This is a genomic window from Stenotrophomonas sp. S49, assembly GCF_016624905.1.
Classification (GTDB): Bacteria; Pseudomonadota; Gammaproteobacteria; order Xanthomonadales; family Xanthomonadaceae; genus Stenotrophomonas.
The window spans coordinates 36,184-53,350 of record NZ_JACVUD010000016.1 but is presented as its reverse complement, the minus strand read 5'-3'; the positions used below and the strand labels follow the sequence as shown (position 1 = coordinate 53,350).

Genomic DNA, 17,167 nt, shown 5'->3' with positions numbered 1-17,167 from the left:
TTCGCACGGCGCCAATCCCGACGCCTTCCATGCGTCGGGATAGTATCCATGGCATTCAGGGCGCGTTCAATCGCGCGGCGCAGCCGGCTCCGGGCCATCGTGCGCTTCGCCCTTGGCCACCAAGGTGGTCAGGGCCAGGTCGCCGGTCACGTTCAGGGCGGTGCGGCACATATCCAGGAAGTGGTTCACGCCCAGGATCAGGCCGATGCCCAGCGGGTTCACCCCGACCATGGCACAGATCATGGCCACCACCGGCAGCGAGCCGGACGGCACGCCGGCCGTACCGATGCCGCCCAGGATGCACACGGCCATGACCATGATCTGCTGGCCGATGCTCAGGTCCACGCCGAAGAACTGGGCCAGGAAGATGACCGTCACGCCCTCGAACAGCGCGGTGCCGTTCTGGTTGGCGGTGGCGCCCACGGTCAGCACGAAGCGCGACACGCGCTGCGGCAGGCCCATCTGGTCGGCCACGCGCAGGGCGGTGGGCAGGGTCGCGTTGCTGGAGGCGGTGGAGAAGGCCATCACCGTCGCTTCCTGGGTATCGCGGAAGAACGACAGCGGCGAACGGCCCGACAGCCACACGGCGGTACCGTAGGTCACCACCATGTGCAGGCCCAGGGCCAGCACCACCACGCCCACGTAGGCGCCAAGGCGGATGATCAGCTCGAAGCCGAACAGTGCGGCCAGGTTGAACATGAAGCAGGCCACCGCGTACGGGGCCAGGCGGATGACCAGGTTGATCAGGGTCATCGAGATTTCGAACACGCCCTCGATGGCGCGGCGCAGCGGCGCAACCTTCTCATCGTCGGTCAGCACCATGCCGATGCCGAACATCAGTGCGAAGAACATCAGCGACAGGATGGCGCCGTTGTCCGATGCGGCCTGCAGCACGTTGCTGGGCACGATCGACAGCAGCATGTCCATGCCCTTGGGCGTGCCATGGATGCCGGCCACGATTTCCTTGCTGCGCTCGGCGTTTTCCGAAAGCATCAGCGCGGCGGTCTGCGGGTCCACGCCGGCGCCGGGCTTGAGCACGTTCACCAGCACCAGGCCGATGCCCACGGCAATGCCGGACAGCAGCACGGTGTAGGCCAGGGTCTTCCAGCCGATGCGGCCGAGGGCGCGGATATCGCCCATTTCCGACACACCCATGATGAGTGCCGAGAAGATCAGCGGCACGATCAGCATGAAGATCAGGTTGAGGAACAGGCCCGAGGCGGGCGTGGTGATGTAGTCCATCACCCATTTGGCGCCGGTCTGCAGGCCTTCCACGCTGCCACCCAGGGCGTGCACGATCAGTCCCAGGACCAGGCCGATCGCGAAGCCGATGCCCATCTTCCAGTGCAGGGGCAACTTCTTCTTGCCGGCAGCAGCTGCTGTCATATGCGGGGTTCCTCGAAAAATGAATCTACTCTAACAAAGCGCGCAGGCCGCGCTGGTTCAGGGTTGCCGCGTGGGGTACAGCGGCGCCAGGCCAGTGTCGCCGGCCGCGTGCGGGGCCGACCAGTGCGGTCCGTCACGGAAGGCCACCCGCAGGCGCGCCCGCAGCGCACCCATTTCGCCCTGCCCGCCCCAGCGCGCCTGCTGCAGGTCGCGCAGCACCTGGCGCTGCTCGGTGTCGGCCAGGCATTCGATCACCTGCTCCAGACGCTCCACCCCGGCCATCGCGCATAGCTGTGCTTCTACTTGGTCGAATCCGTCGGCATCCAGAGCGCGGCGAAGGTCGGCGGTGCTGCCGCCACCGCGGCGGACCGCGGACGCCGTCGTGCCCGCCGCGGCACCGGCAGGCGCCGCTGCCCGGCGGCCACGCCGCCAGCCCCACAGCAGGGTCAGCAGCCACAGCACGACCAGCCCCACCACGGCGGCCACCCACGGCCATGCCGGCACCGCGCGCGCCGTCGCGGCCAGGGCCGTCTGGGTCGCCGGGGTCGCATCCTGGCCGGGCAGGGCCGATTGCGTGTCGATCGGCTGCGGTGCAGGCACCCCGCCACGCCCGGCGCTGACCGCCAGGCGCAGTTCGGGCAGGCGCGCCTGCTGCGCCGTGCCACTGTCCACGTTCCACCAGGCCACGCTGGGCCCGGGCACGACCAGCTCGCCCGGCGTGCGCGGCACGATCGAATAGCGCCGGGTGAACTTCAGCCGCGGCGTGCTGCCGGTGAAGGTTTCATCGTATTGCGCCGGTTCGGCGAACACCTGCGCGGCATCGCCCAGGTCGGGCACTGGCAGGTCGGTGAACTGCGCGCGCGTGGCCCCGTTGGCCACCGCTTCAACGACAACGGTGGCGGCCTCGCCGGTACGCGCGGTGGTCGGCGCACTGGTATAGCGCAGCTGCAGGCCGTGCAGCGGCAGCCAGGGCTGCGGCGCCTGCGCCGGTTGCTCGCGCACCTGCAGGGTGCGCTCGGGCGCGACGGCATTCATGCGGCCATCGCCCCCGTTGCCGAAGAAATCGTCGAAGAAACCGCCGGCACTGCGGCCACTGAAGCGTGCGCCCGGCAGGCGCAGCGCACCGCTGCGTTCGGGAATGAGCAGGAAGCGCCGTTCAACCACGTTGTAGCGACGACCATTGATCTGCCGCACGTCGGTACGGTCCTCGCCCACCCGCTGCAGCGATGCGCCCTGCGGTGTGTCGAGCACCAGCTCGCCCGAGGCCAGCTGCGAGGCGAAGTACAGCCGCACCACCACGCCTACGCTCTGCTGCACGTAGGGTGTGTCATCGTCCACCTCGGTTTCGACGAAGGCGACGGCATTGGTCTGCGCCGTCGCCACCGCCGCGGCATTCACCTGCAGGGTGAGCGGCACCGTACGTGCGGCGCCGACCTGCAGTGAGGGCACCTGCAGCACGCCGGTGCGGCGCGGCGTCAGCAGCACCGTGTACACATCGCGGCGCTGCATGCCGCCATTGCTCCACTGCACCTGGCGGCTGCTGCTCTGTGCGCCCAGCGCGAAATCGACGTTCAGCGGCGTGTAGTCCGGCGTGCCCTGGTCGGTTTCCACATTCAGGGTGACAGAGTCGCCGGCGGCGATGGTGTCCGGTTCCAGCCACGCACGGGTCTGTGCCATCGCGGCCAGCGGCAGCCACAACAGCCACAGGGCCAGCGCCGGCAACGCCCAACGTTCATGCACGCGTGCCCTGCGCTTCATCGCCCTTCCCTCTTTCTACGTTCGTTTTCCAACTGGAACTTGGTGCGCAGCAGCGCCCCCGGATCATCGGGAACGCGACGCATCCACGCTTCCACGGCCTGTTGTTCCTCGCGCTGCTGCGGGGTGCGACCGTCGCTGCGTGCGGCCACCTTGCCAGCCTGGTCGGCGCGCTGCGCCTGCTGCAGGGACTGCTGCATGCGCTGGCGCTGCTGGGCATCGGCCTGCGCCTGCGCCTTGGCGTCGGCGGACTGCGGTGGCTGCTGCGAATCGACCGCGCCCGAACCGTCCTGCTGCTCACCCGGCTTGCCGTCCTGCGGACGTTGCGGTTGGCCTTGTTGCCCTTGTTGACCCTGCTGCCCTTGTTGACCCTGCTGGCCTTGTTGACCCTGCTGGCCCTGCGACGGCTTGGGCTGCTGCGATGGGTTCTGCGACTTCGGCGGCTGCTTGCCCTGCCCTTCGTTCTTGCCCGCTGGCGGCTTGCGCTTGCGCGCGGCATCGACCACCGCGCGGTTGGCCACGGCATCGGCCATGCCCGGGTGCTTGGCCAGCGCCTTGTCATAGGCGGCGATGGCACCGTCATAGTCGCCCTGGCGTGCCAGCGCGTTACCCAGGTTGTACCACCCGGCATCGCTGTCGATGCCTTCGAATTTCTGTCGGGCCGCCGCGAAATCGCCGTTGTGGTACGCCTGCACGCCTTCGGCCAGGCGCTCGTGTTCGCGCTGGTCGCCGCGTTGCCAAAGCGTGCCGTGCTCTGCGCGGGTGGGCGCGGTACCCGGCGCGGCCTGCACCTGCCCGCTCAGCGGCAACAGGCCCATGGCCAGCACGGCGGCCAGCAGTGCGCGGCGACGGAACGCCAGCAGTGCCAGCAGCATCACCGGCGGCAGCAGCCAGTAGCCTTCATCCTGCCACTGCCGGCTCTGGCCGGGACGCGCCTGCGCCTGCGCACCGCTGCCGTCCAGCACATCCAGCGCCTGCAGGTCACGATCATCGGCGGCAATGCGCTGGTAGCGACCGCCGCCGGCCGTGGCCACTGCGCGCAGCCCGGTTTCGTCCAACGCGGCCTGCGCGATCTGGCCGCTGCTGTCGCGGTAAGCGGCACCGGCGGGCGTGCCCAGGCCCAGCACGGACACCTGCAGGCCGAGTGCGCGCGCCTGCGCCGCGGCCAATGCTGCTTCGCCGTTGGCCTGGTCGCTGATCAGCAGGATGCGCCCGCGCAGCGCACCGGTCTGCCGCAGCAACTGCGTGGCCCAATCGATACCGCGGTCGGCACGCTGGCCATCGCGTGGCATCACATCCGGCGCCAGCGCATCCAGGTACAGCGCCACGTTGGCCACATCGTCGGTCAACGGCGCCACCGTATAGGCATCGTCGGCGTAGACCACCAGGCCCACCTGCCCGCCCTGACGCGCCCGCAGCAGAGCGCCGATCTTGGCCCGTGCCTGCAGCAGGCGCGACGGCGGCAGGTCGGTCGCGGTGATGCGGCTGGACAGATCCAGCACCACCACCAAGGGCGCGCTGGACTGGAACAAGGGCTGCGCCTGTTGCCGCCAACTGGGCCCGGCCAGGGCCAGCACAGCCAGCGCCCAGCCCAACGCGATCGCCCACGGCAACCGCAGCCGTCGGCGCCCTTCAGCCGCCAGCAGGTGTGGCAGCAGGTGCGCGTCCACCGCCTGCCGCCAGCCCTCGCTGCGGCGCTGCCGCCACAGGGCGAAGGCGATGATCACCGGCAGCGCCAGCAACGCCCACAGCCAATCAGGCCGCAGGAAATGCAACGCGTTCCAATCCTGCAGGGCCAGCGACAGGGCGATCATCGGCGGCGCTCCGGCCACAGCCAGGCCAGCGAACCCAGCAACAGCGCCAGTGCCAGCGGCCAGGCGTAGCGTTCGTCGCGCGGGCGCGTGCTCGGGCCCTTGCCGGCGATCGGCTCCAGCCGGTCCAGTTCGGCATAGATGCCCACCAGTTCGTCGGTATCGCGCGCACGGAAGAAGCGGCCGCCAGTCTGCTCGGCGATCCGCCGCAGCGTGGCCTCGTCCACCGGGTCACGATCGGCGGCGATGGGAATGCCGAACAGGCGCATGCTGCCGTCGCCACCGAAGGCTACGGTGTGTACCCGCACGCCTTCGGCCTTGGCCAGTTCGGCGGCGCGCAGCGGTTCCAGCACGCCGGCATTGCTGACACCGTCGGTCAGCAGGATCAGTACCCGCTGTCCTTCCGGCTGCGCGCGCAGGCGTTTGACGGCCAGTGCGATGGCATCGCCGATGGCCGTTTCACGCCCGGCCAGGCCGACCACGCTGTCGCGCAACTGGTCGCGCACGCTGGCCAGGTCGGCAGTGATGGGCGTAAGCGTGTACGCGCGGTCGCCGAACACCAGCAGGCCTACGCGGTCGCCGGCACGGCGGTCGAGGAAGTCGGCCAGCACCGCCTTGGCCGCGGTCAGGCGTTCCACCGCCTGCGGGCCCAGCACCATGTCCGGTTCGCTCATGCTGCCCGATACGTCCATGGCCAGCATCATCTGCCGGCCCTGCTGCGGCGGCGTGATGGCTTCGCCCAGCTGCTGCGGGCGGGCTATCGCCACGCACAGCGCGGCCCAGCCCAGCCACAGCAGCAGGGTGCGCAGCCACGCGGCATCCACCCGCCCACCACCAGCCAGGGCCTGCAGTTCGGCGGCGGCATACGGCACGCGCAGCGCCGCGCCCGGCAATGCGCGGCGCGGCCAGAACTGCATCGACAGCGGCAGCGGCAGTGCCAGCAGTGCCAGCGGCCAGGCCAGCTGCAGGTCCGGCCAGGGCCAGTAGGAGGCCAGCAGGTTCATCGGCGGCGCTCCTGCAGCAGCTGCAGATAGCGCTGTCGCGCCCACGCGCGAATGCCGTCCAGTTGCGTGGTCTCTATCTGCGGGCGGTACGGGCCTTCGGCCAGCAGGGTGCGCTGCGCATCGGGCAAGGCGTTCTGCGGATCGATGCGCGCCCACCAGGCCGCATCCTGGAGCGCTTCGCTGCCCGGTTGCGCCTGGCGTGCCGCACGCCGCAGCAGACCGGCAATCGCGGCCAGCTCGGCCGGACCGGTGCCGGCGGCGCGCAGCTCCTGGTCGAACCCACGCAACCAACGCTGGCGGCGACGCCGACGCAGGACCGCGATCACCACGATGACCGCCAGCACCAGCACCACGGCGGCGATCACCATCAACCAACCCGGCGCAGGCGGCCACCAGGCCGGTGCGGGCGGCAGTGCGACATCGCGCAGTGGCAGCGCGGCGCTCATGCCGGCACCTCGGTGGCGGCCGGCGCCAACCAGGCATCGCTGGCGGCATCGGTAGAGAGCAGCTGCACATCGATGCGGCGCGCCACCAGCTGCCGTCGCAGCGCGTCCACCGGCGCGACGAAATGGGCGTGCCAGTGCGCCTGCACATCGCTGCGGCGCAGGTCCAGGCTCACCCGCTGCTGTGGCGACAGGAACTGCAGGGCGGCCGAGGGAGGCTGCAGCTCCAGCGGATCCACCAGCAGCAGCAGCGTCACGTCGTGGTGTTGCGCCAACGCGCACCAGCGCGCAGGGGCGATGCGCAGGGCCTGCTGCGGATCGGCCAGCACCAACAGCCGCGCACCGGGGCGCAGCACGCGGCTGGCGTGATCCAGCGCGCGCTCCAGGCCAAGATCGTCGGCCGGCGGCTGCGCGTACCAGCGGGTAAGCGCGTCGAGCACGCGCAGCACGCCGCGCGGGCCGCCAGCGGGGGTCACCGGCGGCTCAAGGTCGCTGCCGCGCAGTGCCCCGATGCGGTCGCCACGGCGTTGCGCCGACCAGGCCGCAATGGCGCCGGCGCGCGCCGCCTGCACCGACTTGAAGCGCACGCGGGTGCCGAAATACAGGGCCGGCGCGGTGTCGGCCACGATCAGCGTGACCCGTTCGCGCTCGGCCTGGAACAGCTTGGTATGTGCGCGCCCGCTGCGCGCGGTCACCCGCCAGTCGATATGGCGCGCGTCATCGCCGGCCACGTACTCGCGCGATTCGGCGTATTCCATGCCACGGCCACGCAGCGGCGACGGTGCCTGCCCAGCAAGACCGGTGCGACCGCGCCGCGGTGCCGGCGGGCGCTGCGCCAGACCACGCAGGGCCACCAGTTCGGCCAACTGCGGTCGCAGGCCGTCACCGGCGCTGGGCATGGGAAGATCGGTCATGCGCGGACTCAGGGCGCGGGCACGCGGGCCAGCAGCTCCTGCACCAGGCGCTCGCCGTCCCAGCCTTCGGCGGTGGCTTCATAGCTGGGCAGCACCCGGTGCCGCAGTACGTCGGCAGCCACTGCCCGCACGTCGTCGGGGGTGACGAAATCGCGACCGGCCAGCCAGGCGCGCGCACGCGCGCAACGTTCCAGGGCGATGGACCCGCGCGGGCTGGCGCCCCAGGCGATGCGACGGCCCAATGCAGGGTCGTAGCGGCCGGGATCGCGCGAGGCCAGCACCAGTTCCACCAGGTAGCGTTCCAATGCCGGCGCCATGTGCAGGTCCAGCACTTGCCGGCGCGCATCAAAGACATCCTGCATTGGCAGCTTGTCCGGCGCCGGCGCCGCTTCACCCAGCGCGCCGCGCGCACGTTCGCGCGCCAGACGCAGGATCTCCGCTTCGGCGGCCTGGTCGGGGTAACCGATGCGCACGTGCATCAGGAAACGGTCCAGCTGCGCTTCCGGCAGCGGGAAGGTGCCTTCCTGCTCGATCGGGTTCTGCGTGGCCATGACCAGGAACAGCGACGGCAGCGCATAGGTGTGCCGGCCGACGGTCACCTGGCGTTCGCCCATGGCTTCCAGCAGCGCCGACTGCACCTTGGCCGGGGCACGGTTGATCTCGTCGGCCAGCAGGATGGGATGGAAGATCGGACCGGGCACGAATTCGAAACGGCCTTCCTGCGGGCGCCAGATCTCGGTGCCGGTCAGGTCGGCCGGCAGCAGGTCGGGGGTGAACTGCACGCGCGCGAACTCGGTTTCCAGGCGTGCGGCCAGCGCGCGGATGGCGGTGGTCTTGGCCAGGCCGGGCGCGCCTTCCACCAGCAGATGGCCGTCAGCCAACAGCGCGATCAACAGCCGCTCAACCAGTGTGGCCTGGCCGACGATCTCCGCCGACAGCGCATCGCGCAGGGCGGTGAAGGCGGCATGCAGCCGCGAGGTGGCCGGCGCAGGGGGCGGGGAGATGGATTCGGGCATCGGCGGTGGCAGGTTCATGGGGGCCTTTGACCGGCGCAGGACGGCACGGGTTCCCCACATCATCGCAGGCTGGTCCGGGGATTGGATCAAGGATGGATGAATGGCCGTGCGCGCAGGGCGTGGATCCACAACGAAAAGGGGCCGCACATGGCGGCCCCTCTCGTACATCCGGTGGCACCGATCAGCTGCGCTTGGCTACGCGCAGCACCTTCGGGGTCACGAACACCAGCAGTTCGGCCTTGTCCTTGTTGCGGCCGCGCTTCTTGAACAGATTGCCCAGGAAGGGCACGTCACCCAGGAACGGCACCTTGCTGACGCTGTTGCGGTCGGTGAACTCGTACACGCCGCCGATCACCACGGTCTGGCCGTCTTCCACCAGCACGGCGGTGTTGACCTCGCGACGGTTGATGTTCGGCACCTGGCCGTAGCCTTCCAGCACGATGTAGCTTTCGACCTCGTCCTTCTTCACCGCCATGTTCAGGAACACGCGGTTGTCGTCGGTGATGGTCGGGGTGACCTTCAGCTCCAGCACCACTTCCTTGAACTGCACGTTCGGCGTGGCTGCAGCACCGACACCACCACCGCTGATGGTGACGTAGCCGATTTCCTTACCCTGCTTGATCAGGGCTTCGCGCTGGTTGGTGGTGACCACGCGCGGGTTGGAAATGACTTCACCACGCGACTCTTCCTGCATGGCCGACAGTTCCACGTCCAGCAGGTAGCCGGCGTTGAGGATCGACAGGGCCAGCGAACCGGGGTTGCTGGTGGAGGCCACCGGCAGGTTCCAGTTCAGGCCGCGGGTGATGGACGAGCTGATCGGCACCGGCGCCGGGCCGACACGGCCACCGGCGATCCAGTCGCGCTCGGCCTTGGAGTTGGTGGCATTGGCGTCGACCTGCGAGTTGCGGGTCGCCAGGTTCGAATCCAGATCACCACTGAAGTACACGTTGTCGCGGCTGCCGCTGATGCCGAACTTCGCACCCAGTTCGCGGGCGAAGGTATCGGTGGCGATCACGATGCGGCTTTCGATCAACACCTGGTCGACCGGGCGGTCGATCACCCCGATCAGCTCACGCATACGCGCGATCTTCTTCGGAATGTCGCTGATCATCAGCGTGTTGGTGCGCTCGTCGGCCACGATGCGGCCGCGCGAGGACAGGAAACCGCTCTCTTCCTGCGACGACGAACCGCTGCCGCCACCACCCTGGCCACCACTACCGCCGCCGCCGATGCCCTTGGCTTCGGTCAGCGCTTTGAAGATCTGCGTGGCGCTGTGGTAGTTGATCTGCACATAATCGGTCACCAGGTCTTCGCGGTTCTCGATCGCAATGCGCGCGTCTTCCTTTTCCTGCTCGAACTTGGCCAGTTCGGCCTGCGGCGCAACCCAGATCACGCTGCCGTCGCGACGCTTGTCCAGGCCCTTGGCACGCAGCACGATGTCCAGTGCCTGGTCCCACGGCACGTTGACCAGGCGCAGGGTCACGTTGCCCTGCACCGAATCGGAGGCCACCACGTTCAGGTTGGATTCTTCGGCGATCAACTGCAGCACGGTGCGCACCGGCACGTCCTGGAAGTTGAAGGTGACCGGCTTGCCGCTGTAGCCGCGCTGCGGCACGCCCTTGGCGGCCTGGCTGACGCTGCCGGCACTGACCGCACCCACCGCGGCCGGAGCCTTGCGCGGGGTGATCTCGACCACGTATTCGTTGCCGCTCTGGTAGGCCAGCGATTCGACCGCACCGCCGGTGCTGAGCACCAGCTGGGTGCCGGCACCGGACGGCTTGGCGTCGATGCGCTGCACCGGCGTGGCGAAGTCGGTCACGTTCATCGGCTTCTGCAGGTTCGCCGGCAGGCGTGCGTTGCCCACATCCACGATCACGCTGTTGTCCTGCGTGCGCAGATCCGGGATGGCGCCCTGGCCGTCGAACTGCACAATCAGGCGGCCGCTGCCGTCGTCACCGCGCTTGAAGTCGATGCGCGACACCGCCAGGCTGGCCGGCGCGGTGGCCGGTGCAGCGACGGTGGTGCTGGCCGGCTTTGCAGCCGGTGCGGCAGCCAGCGCCGGAGCGCAGGCCAGCATCAACGCGACTCCCAGCGCGCTGATGCGGTTCAAGGTGGAGCGCCGGATGGGTCGCAGCCCCTTGGCTTGGTGAAAAGTCATCGTGCTATCCCCAGTAAACGATCATTGATCTTCCAGCGCGAGCGTAGCCGGACGTTCCAGCCAGCCACCCGCGCCATCCGGCACCAGTTCGATCAGCTCCACGCGGTCTTCGAAGACCGCGGTGACCCGCCCGTCGCTCTGCCCCAGGTAACCGCCCGGGCGTACCCGGTAAGTCACCTTGTCCGGCCCCATCACCAGCGCGACGGTACCGCCGCCGGTGCCGATGGTGCCGACCATGTCCAGTGCATCCAGCGGGAACCCTTCCAGGGGTTCCTTGCGCCGGTTCGGATCCGGGCGCAATCCGCCAGTCCCCTGCTGCGGATTGGTCCAGGCATCGGTGAACGGATCGCGCATGCCCTGCGCGGAATATTCGAAGGTCTCGAACTGCTGCATGACGGGCAGCGGCTCCAGCGGCTGCGCCGGTCGGGCGCGTTCGCTCTCGACCCACTTCTCAAGGTTGGGGGCATCGCCCGGCGTGCTGGTCACACCGCGGCCGCAGGCGGCCAGCAGCAGTACCGCCATCGCCATGCCACCGCGTGCAATGAAGGAACGGATCACTTCTGCGCCTCCTTGCCTGCTTCGCCTGCTTCAGCCTTCTGCTGTTCCGCCACCTCGGTTTCATCCAGGTAACGGTAGGTCTTGACCGTACCGGACAGCACCAGCGCACCGGCGCGGATGTTGCCGTTGGTCTTGTCGGCCGGCTTCAGGTTGATGTCGTGCATGGTCAGGATGACCACGCGCGGCAGCGAGGCCACGCCACTGACGAACGCACCGAACTGGTGGTAGCTGCCCACCATGCTCAGCTTGATCGGCTTTTCGGCGTAGAACTCCTTGACCTGCTCTTCTTCCGGCTCGAACAGCTGGTTGGCCAGGCCGCTGGACAGCGCGGTCTGCGAGATGTCGATGATCAGATCGGGCATCTCGGTCTTGCTGGGCAGCTGGCGCAGCATCTGCTGCAGCACCTGTTCCATCTGTGCCAGCTGCTGCTTCAGCGGTTCCAGGTTGACCGCGCGTTCCTGTTCCTTGGTGAATTCCTGGCGCAGGGTGGTTTCCTGGCTTTCCAGGGTCTGCAGCTCTTCGCGCTTGCCGCTGATCAGCAACATCCACAGCACGAAGATGATGACCAGGGCGATCAGCGAGCAGAAGACAATCTTGGCGTTGCGCGGCCAGTTGCCGATGTCGTTGAAATCCAGGTTCTTCAGTTCGACTTTCTTGCTCATGCGCGGTCCCCCTGCGGCAGGGCACGGAAGGCCTGCGGCGGCTGGGCCAGGCGGCTACCCTCGTTCTTCGGTGCGGCGGCCGGCGGTGCCGGTTGCGCTGCGGGGGTGGCCGGTGCGGCCGGGGCCTGCGGTGCAGGTGCCGGTGCGTTGCCCGGGGCCGGTGCATTGGCCGGCGCCGGGGCTGCGCCCGGTGCGGCCGGAGCAGCCGGTGCGGCGGCATCCGGGCCCGCACTGAGCGGGGCCACGGTGGGTGCAGCCGGTGCGCCAGTTGCCACGCTACCGTCGGCGTTCAGGCCCGGAGTGGTCGACTCCTCGCTCTGTGCCGGCAGCTTCACCGTCACCTTGAACACATACGGCAGGGCCTTGATGTCAGCCACCGGACCCACCGGTGCGGCGTCCTTGTCTTTCTCAGGCTCGCTGGCCTTGATGATCGACAGTTCCGGGTTGGTCATCCAGCCGGACACTTCCAGGTTGCGCATGTAGGCGGACACGCGCGCATTGGACTGCGTGCGGCCTTCCAGGGTGAGGGTGTCGCCATCCTGCTGCAGGGCGGTCAGCACCACGCCATCGGGAATGGTGCGGACCAGGGCGTCGAACAGGTGAACCATCTGCGAGCGCTTGGCCTGCAGCTGTTCGATCACCGCCTTGCGGGCCAGCAGACGGTTCTTCTGCTCGTCCAGACGGTCGATCTCGGCGTTCTGCGCCTTCACCTTGGTGATCTCGGCCTGCAGGTAGGCATTGCGGTCCATCTGGCCGCTCACCTGCATGTCGTAGTAGAACCACACCAGCAGCGACAGCAGCACACCGCCGAGTGCGGCCATGCCCAGCATGACCCCGAACTCGCGCTGGCGTTGCTTGCGCCGTTCGGCGCGCCAGGGCAATAGATTGATGCGTGCCATCAGTCGAAGCTCCTCAGTGCCAGACCGGTGGCGATCATCAGCGCCGGGGCATCCTGGGCCAGCGCCTGGGCCTGCACCTTCGGGCCCAGGGTCATCTGTGCCAGCGGGTTGGCGACCACGGTCGGCACGCCCAGCTGTTCTTCGACCATTTCCGGCAGGCCGGCCAGCGCAGCGCAGCCGCCGGCCAGCACGATGTGATCAACCCGGTTGAATTCGCTGCCTGCGTAGAAGAACTGCAGCAAGCGGCTGATCTGCTGCACCGTGGCTTCCTTGAACGGTTCCAGCACTTCCATTTCGTAGCTTTCCGGCAGCCCGCCCTGGCGCTTGGCCAGACCGGCTTCCTCGTAGCTCAGGCCGTAGCGGCGCATGATCTCGTCGGTCAGCTGCTTGCCGCCAAACACCTGTTCGCGGCTGTACAGGCTGCGGCCACCGCGCAGGACGTTCAGGGTGGTCATGGTCGCGCCGATGTCCACCAGGGCCACCACGCCATCGCTGGACACCGGCAGTTCGCTGGCCACCAGGGCGAAGGCGTTCTCGACCGCGAAGGCCTCCACGTCCATCACCTTGGCCTGCAGGCCGCCCAGTTCCAGCGCCGACTGGCGCAGTTCCACGTTTTCCGAACGCGACGCGGCCAGCAGCACCTGGACCATTTCCGGGTTGTTCGGGATCGCCCCGATCACCTCGAAGTCCAGGTTCACTTCCTCGATCGGGTACGGAATGTAGTTGACCGCTTCCAGCTCGATCTGGGCTTCCATGTCGTTTTCGTCCAGATCGGCGGGCATCGGGATCACCTTGGTGATCACCGCCGAGCCGGCCACGGCAGCCGCGGCCAGCTTGGCCTTGCTGCCGGAGCGGTTCATCGCGCGGCGGATGGCCTCACCCACGGCCTCCACTTCGACGATGTTCTTCTCCACCACCGCATTCGGCGGAAGAGGTTCCACGGCGTAATGTTCCACGCGGAAACGGCTACCGCTGCGGGAAAGCTGCAAGAGCTTCACCGCAGTCGAACTGATGTCGACGCCTATGAGTGGCGACTGACTTTTTGGGATAAGCCCCACGGTTTCTCCCCTGCCGACGGGCACTTGGACACAAGAACTGTGTCCGCGCATTAATAACGTATTCTTAGCAAATGGCAACCACCCTGCTGTGAAGTCCCTCACAGGTTCACGATGCAGCCCCTGGCGTTTGTCGTTGCGTCCCCTGGTAGCGACCCCAGCCGCCACCGTGCGTAATCTATACTCTGCGACCACGAAATTCGCAATCGGAATCTGAACCCGATGACTCGACTCCGCCGCTGGCTGCGCTGGATCTTCCTTGTTGTACTGGTCCTGGCGCTGGTCGGAGCGGCCGCCGTGGGCGGCCTGTACTACGCCGTGTCCTCCAAGCTTCCCGACGTGCAGACCCTGCGCGACGTGGAAATGCAGGAGCCGATGTACGTCTACGCTGCCGATGGCAAGCTGATGGCGGTGTTCGGCGAGACCCGGCGCACCCCCATCACCATGAAGGACGTGCCGGACAAGCTGAAGAAGGCCTTCCTGGCCACCGAAGACGCCCGCTTCTATGAACACGGGGGCGTTGACTACAAAGGCATCGGCCGTGCGGTGTGGCTGCTGGCCACCACCAACGACAAGCGCGTGCCCGGTGGTTCCACCATCACCCAGCAGGTGGCCCGCCAGTTCTTCCTCAGTTCCGAATACAGCTACACCCGCAAGCTGGCCGAGATCCTTCTGGCCCGCAAGATCGAGTCGGAGCTGAGCAAGGACGAGATCTTCGAGCTGTACCTGAACAAGAGCTTCTTCGGCAACCGCGCCTACGGCGTAGCCGCCGCGGCCGAGTTCTACTACGGCAAGAAGCTGAACGAGCTGGACCTGGATGAAATGGCCTCGCTGGCCGGCATCCCCAAGTTCCCCTCCTCGGGCAACCCGATCTCCAACCCGGAACGCGCCCGCCAGCGCCGCGACAACTACGTGCTGCAGCGCATGGCAGACCTGAAGTTCGTCACCCAGGCCGAGGCCGATGCAGCCAAGGCCGTGCCGATGCATGCCACCGCGCACGAACCGCCGGTGCAGGTGGAAGCGCCCTACGTGGCCGAGCTGGTGCGCCAGGAAATGATCGCCCGCTTCGGCGGCGACGTGGTCAACAAGGGGTACCACGTCACCACCACCATCGATGCCACCCTGCAGACCGCGGCCAACCTGGCCGTGCGTGACGGCCTGCTGCTGTACGACCACCGCCACGGCTGGCACGGCGTGGAAAAGCAGGTGACGCTGGGCGCCGGCGACGATGCCGCGGCCCTGGCCGAGCACCTGCGCGGCATGTACGGCCAGGCCGGCCTGCTGCCGGCCATCGTGGCCAGCACCGGCGCCGATGGCAGCGCCACGGTGGTGCTGGCCAACCGCAGCGAGATCGTGCTGCCGGCCGGTGCCGCCAAGTGGACCAACAAGACCCCCGGCAAGCTGGTGCAGCGCGGTGACATCGTGCGCGTGCGTGCCGGGGCCAAGGAAGGCGAGTGGCTGCTGGACCAGATTCCGCGCGGCCAATCCGCCCTGGTCTCGCTGGACGCCCACAGCGGCGCGCTGAAGGCGCTGGTGGGTGGCTTCAGCTTCTCGGGCAACAAGTTCAACCGTGCCACCCAGGCCCGCCGCCAGCCCGGTTCCAGCTTCAAGCCGTTCGTCTATGCCGCCGCCTTCGACAAGGGCTACAACCCGGCCTCGATCGTGCTGGACGCCCCGGTGGTGTTCCGCGACCGCCGCGGCAAGACCTGGGCGCCGCAGAACGACGGTGGCGGTTTCCGCGGCCCGATGCGCCTGCGTGAAGCGCTGGTGCAGTCGCGCAACCTGGTGTCGGTGCGCCTGCTGGACGGCATGGGCGTGGACTACGCACGCAAGTACATCAGCGAGTTTGGCTTCGCCGAATCGGAGCTGCCGCCGAACCTGTCGATGTCGCTGGGTACCGCCTCGCTCACCCCGCTGTCGGTGGCCCGTGGCTATGCCGTGTTCGCCAACGGCGGCTCGCGCGTGGACACCTGGTTGATCGACCAGGTGAACGACCGCGACGGCAACCTGGTGTTCAAGGAAAACCCGGCGCTGGCCTGCCGCGAGTGCGCCGGCAGCAGCGACCAGCCGGTGAACCAGGTGGTGGATGGCTTCAACTTCGGCGCCCCGGCCCCGAAGGTGGACCCGACCGCTGCCGCCAAGGCGGCCACCGAAACCCCGGCCGCGCCGGCCAACCCGGATGCCCGCACCGCCCCGCGCGCGATCGATGCCCGTACCGCCTACCAGCTGGTGTCGATGATGCGCGACGTCGTGCAGCGCGGCACCGGCACCGCCGCGAAGGTGCTGGGACGTGAGGACGTGGGTGGCAAGACCGGTTCCACCAACGACCACCGCGACGCCTGGTTCTCCGGCTTCGGCGGTCCGTATGCCACCACCGTCTGGGTGGGCCGCGACGACTTCCGTTCGCTGGGCTACCGCGAGTACGGCGGCAAGGCCGCCCTGCCGATCTGGATCGACTACATGCGCGTTGCGCTGAAGGACACCCCGATCGCCCAGAACGAACCGCCGGCGGGCATGGTGCAGACCACGTTGAACGGCGCCACCGAGTGGGTGAAGGTGGAAGACATGGACCGCCTGACCGACTACGACCTCAACCTGCAGAACACCCCGCAGGCCGACGCCGCCGCGTTTGATATCTTCTAAGGCCCGCATGGGTGGGGGCCAACCGTTGGTTGGCCCTTCCACAGCCCGGTAGCTTCGTGCCGACCAAGGTCGGCACCTACCAGAGCAAGTGCCGACCAAGCACGCGCATGTCACATCCCTGCGCTACTCTGTACCCAGGTCGCAACAGGAGTCATCGCATGCATCGCGCACGCCAGCATGCTGCCAGCCAGACCCGCGAGCGACGCCATCGCCTCGCCCACGAAGCCGCCCGCCTGATGGCCGAAGGCGGTATCCGCGACTACCACCAGGCCAAGTTGAAGGCCGCCAGCCGGCTCGGCATCCACGACGATGCCTCCCTGCCCCGCAATTCCGAGATCGAAGACGCCCTGCGCGAGCACCAGCGCCTGTTCGCTGGCCCCCAGCACAGCAGCCAGCTGCAGCGCCGCCGCGAGGCTGCGGTCAACGCGCTGGATTTTCTGCACGGCTTCGCCCCGCGCCTGGTCGGCCCCGTGCTGGACGGCACCGCCGATGCCAACAGCCCCGTGCAGCTGCACCTGCACAGCGATGATGCCGAGGCCGTGCACCGCTTCCTGGACGAACACCGCATTCCCGCCGAGTCGCGCACGCGTCGCCTGCGGCTGGACCGCGAGCGCAGCCTGGACGTGCCGGTGTGGGTGTTCAGCGCCGAAGAACTGACTTTCGATCTGGCCGTACTGCCCTACGACGCCCTGCGCCAGGCACCGCTGTCGCCGGTGGACGAGAAACCGATGCGGCGGGCATCCATCGCGCAGCTGCGGCAGCTGCTGGCAGAAGCGGAGATCACCGCCTACATCGCGCCGCCCCTGTAGAGCCGAGCCCACGCTCGGCTGCTCTACGGCATGGCTCTGAGCCGAACATGGGTT

Annotated in this window: 14 protein-coding genes; 2 read left to right on the top strand and 12 right to left on the bottom strand. The window is 68.3% G+C overall.

Annotated elements, in window-relative coordinates; genetic code table 11:
- Positions 1 to 66: 66 nt before the first annotated feature.
- The 12 genes from IAE58_RS05815 to IAE58_RS05760 form a co-directional block, all read right to left on the bottom strand.
- Positions 67 to 1,386: a dicarboxylate/amino acid:cation symporter gene (locus tag IAE58_RS05815; RefSeq protein ID WP_108750951.1), complete on the bottom strand. Its 1,320-nt coding sequence runs from the start codon at positions 1,384 to 1,386 to the stop codon at positions 67 to 69.
- Positions 1,387 to 1,443: 57 nt separating this feature from the next.
- Entirely contained in the window at positions 1,444 to 3,144 is a 1,701-nt protein-coding gene (locus IAE58_RS05810) for a BatD family protein (RefSeq protein ID WP_199932911.1), read from the bottom strand.
- Positions 3,141 to 4,955, bottom strand: coding sequence for a VWA domain-containing protein (locus tag IAE58_RS05805; protein WP_199932912.1), 1,815 nt, complete (start codon positions 4,953 to 4,955; stop codon positions 3,141 to 3,143). Before IAE58_RS05805 ends, IAE58_RS05810 begins: the two co-directional genes overlap by 4 nt.
- Positions 4,952 to 5,956 (bottom strand): VWA domain-containing protein, encoded by a 1,005-nt coding sequence (locus IAE58_RS05800; RefSeq protein ID WP_199932913.1) that lies wholly within the window; start codon positions 5,954 to 5,956, stop codon positions 4,952 to 4,954. The genes IAE58_RS05805 and IAE58_RS05800 overlap by 4 nt, the downstream gene beginning before the upstream one ends.
- Positions 5,953 to 6,402 (bottom strand): DUF4381 family protein, encoded by a 450-nt coding sequence (locus IAE58_RS05795; protein WP_199932914.1) that lies wholly within the window; start codon positions 6,400 to 6,402, stop codon positions 5,953 to 5,955. Before IAE58_RS05795 ends, IAE58_RS05800 begins: the two co-directional genes overlap by 4 nt.
- A complete protein-coding gene (locus IAE58_RS05790; RefSeq protein WP_233614726.1) occupies positions 6,399 to 7,313 on the bottom strand; it encodes a DUF58 domain-containing protein in 915 nt (304 codons plus the stop codon). The genes IAE58_RS05795 and IAE58_RS05790 overlap by 4 nt, the downstream gene beginning before the upstream one ends.
- An 8-nt stretch (positions 7,314 to 7,321) precedes the next feature.
- Positions 7,322 to 8,347 carry a MoxR family ATPase gene (locus IAE58_RS05785; protein ID WP_199932915.1) on the bottom strand — a complete coding sequence of 342 codons (1,026 nt, stop codon included), beginning with the start codon at positions 8,345 to 8,347 and terminating at the stop codon, positions 7,322 to 7,324.
- A 163-nt stretch (positions 8,348 to 8,510) separates the two neighbouring features.
- Positions 8,511 to 10,487, bottom strand: coding sequence for a type IV pilus secretin PilQ family protein (locus IAE58_RS05780; protein ID WP_199932916.1), 1,977 nt, complete (start codon positions 10,485 to 10,487; stop codon positions 8,511 to 8,513).
- A gap of 21 nt (positions 10,488 to 10,508) precedes the next feature.
- Positions 10,509 to 11,045, bottom strand: a complete 537-nt coding sequence (locus tag IAE58_RS05775; protein ID WP_199911376.1) for a pilus assembly protein PilP — start codon at positions 11,043 to 11,045, stop codon at positions 10,509 to 10,511.
- Positions 11,042 to 11,707, bottom strand: coding sequence for a type 4a pilus biogenesis protein PilO (gene pilO, locus IAE58_RS05770; RefSeq protein ID WP_108757055.1), 666 nt, complete (start codon positions 11,705 to 11,707; stop codon positions 11,042 to 11,044). Before pilO ends, IAE58_RS05775 begins: the two co-directional genes overlap by 4 nt.
- The gene (locus IAE58_RS05765) at positions 11,704 to 12,606 is read right to left on the bottom strand and encodes a PilN domain-containing protein (protein ID WP_199932917.1); all 903 of its coding nucleotides are present in this window, start codon (positions 12,604 to 12,606) and stop codon (positions 11,704 to 11,706) included. The genes pilO and IAE58_RS05765 overlap by 4 nt, the downstream gene beginning before the upstream one ends.
- Entirely contained in the window at positions 12,606 to 13,664 is a 1,059-nt protein-coding gene (locus IAE58_RS05760) for a pilus assembly protein PilM (RefSeq protein ID WP_108754021.1), read from the bottom strand. The genes IAE58_RS05765 and IAE58_RS05760 overlap by 1 nt, the downstream gene beginning before the upstream one ends.
- 219 nt (positions 13,665 to 13,883) lie before the next feature.
- Between IAE58_RS05760 and IAE58_RS05755 the strand changes: the two genes are divergently transcribed.
- Positions 13,884 to 16,304 (top strand): penicillin-binding protein 1A, encoded by a 2,421-nt coding sequence (locus tag IAE58_RS05755; RefSeq protein ID WP_199932918.1) that lies wholly within the window; start codon positions 13,884 to 13,886, stop codon positions 16,302 to 16,304.
- A 158-nt stretch (positions 16,305 to 16,462) separates the two neighbouring features.
- Positions 16,463 to 17,113: a hypothetical protein gene (locus IAE58_RS05750; RefSeq protein ID WP_199932919.1), complete on the top strand. Its 651-nt coding sequence runs from the start codon at positions 16,463 to 16,465 to the stop codon at positions 17,111 to 17,113.
- Positions 17,114 to 17,167: the final 54 nt, after the last annotated feature.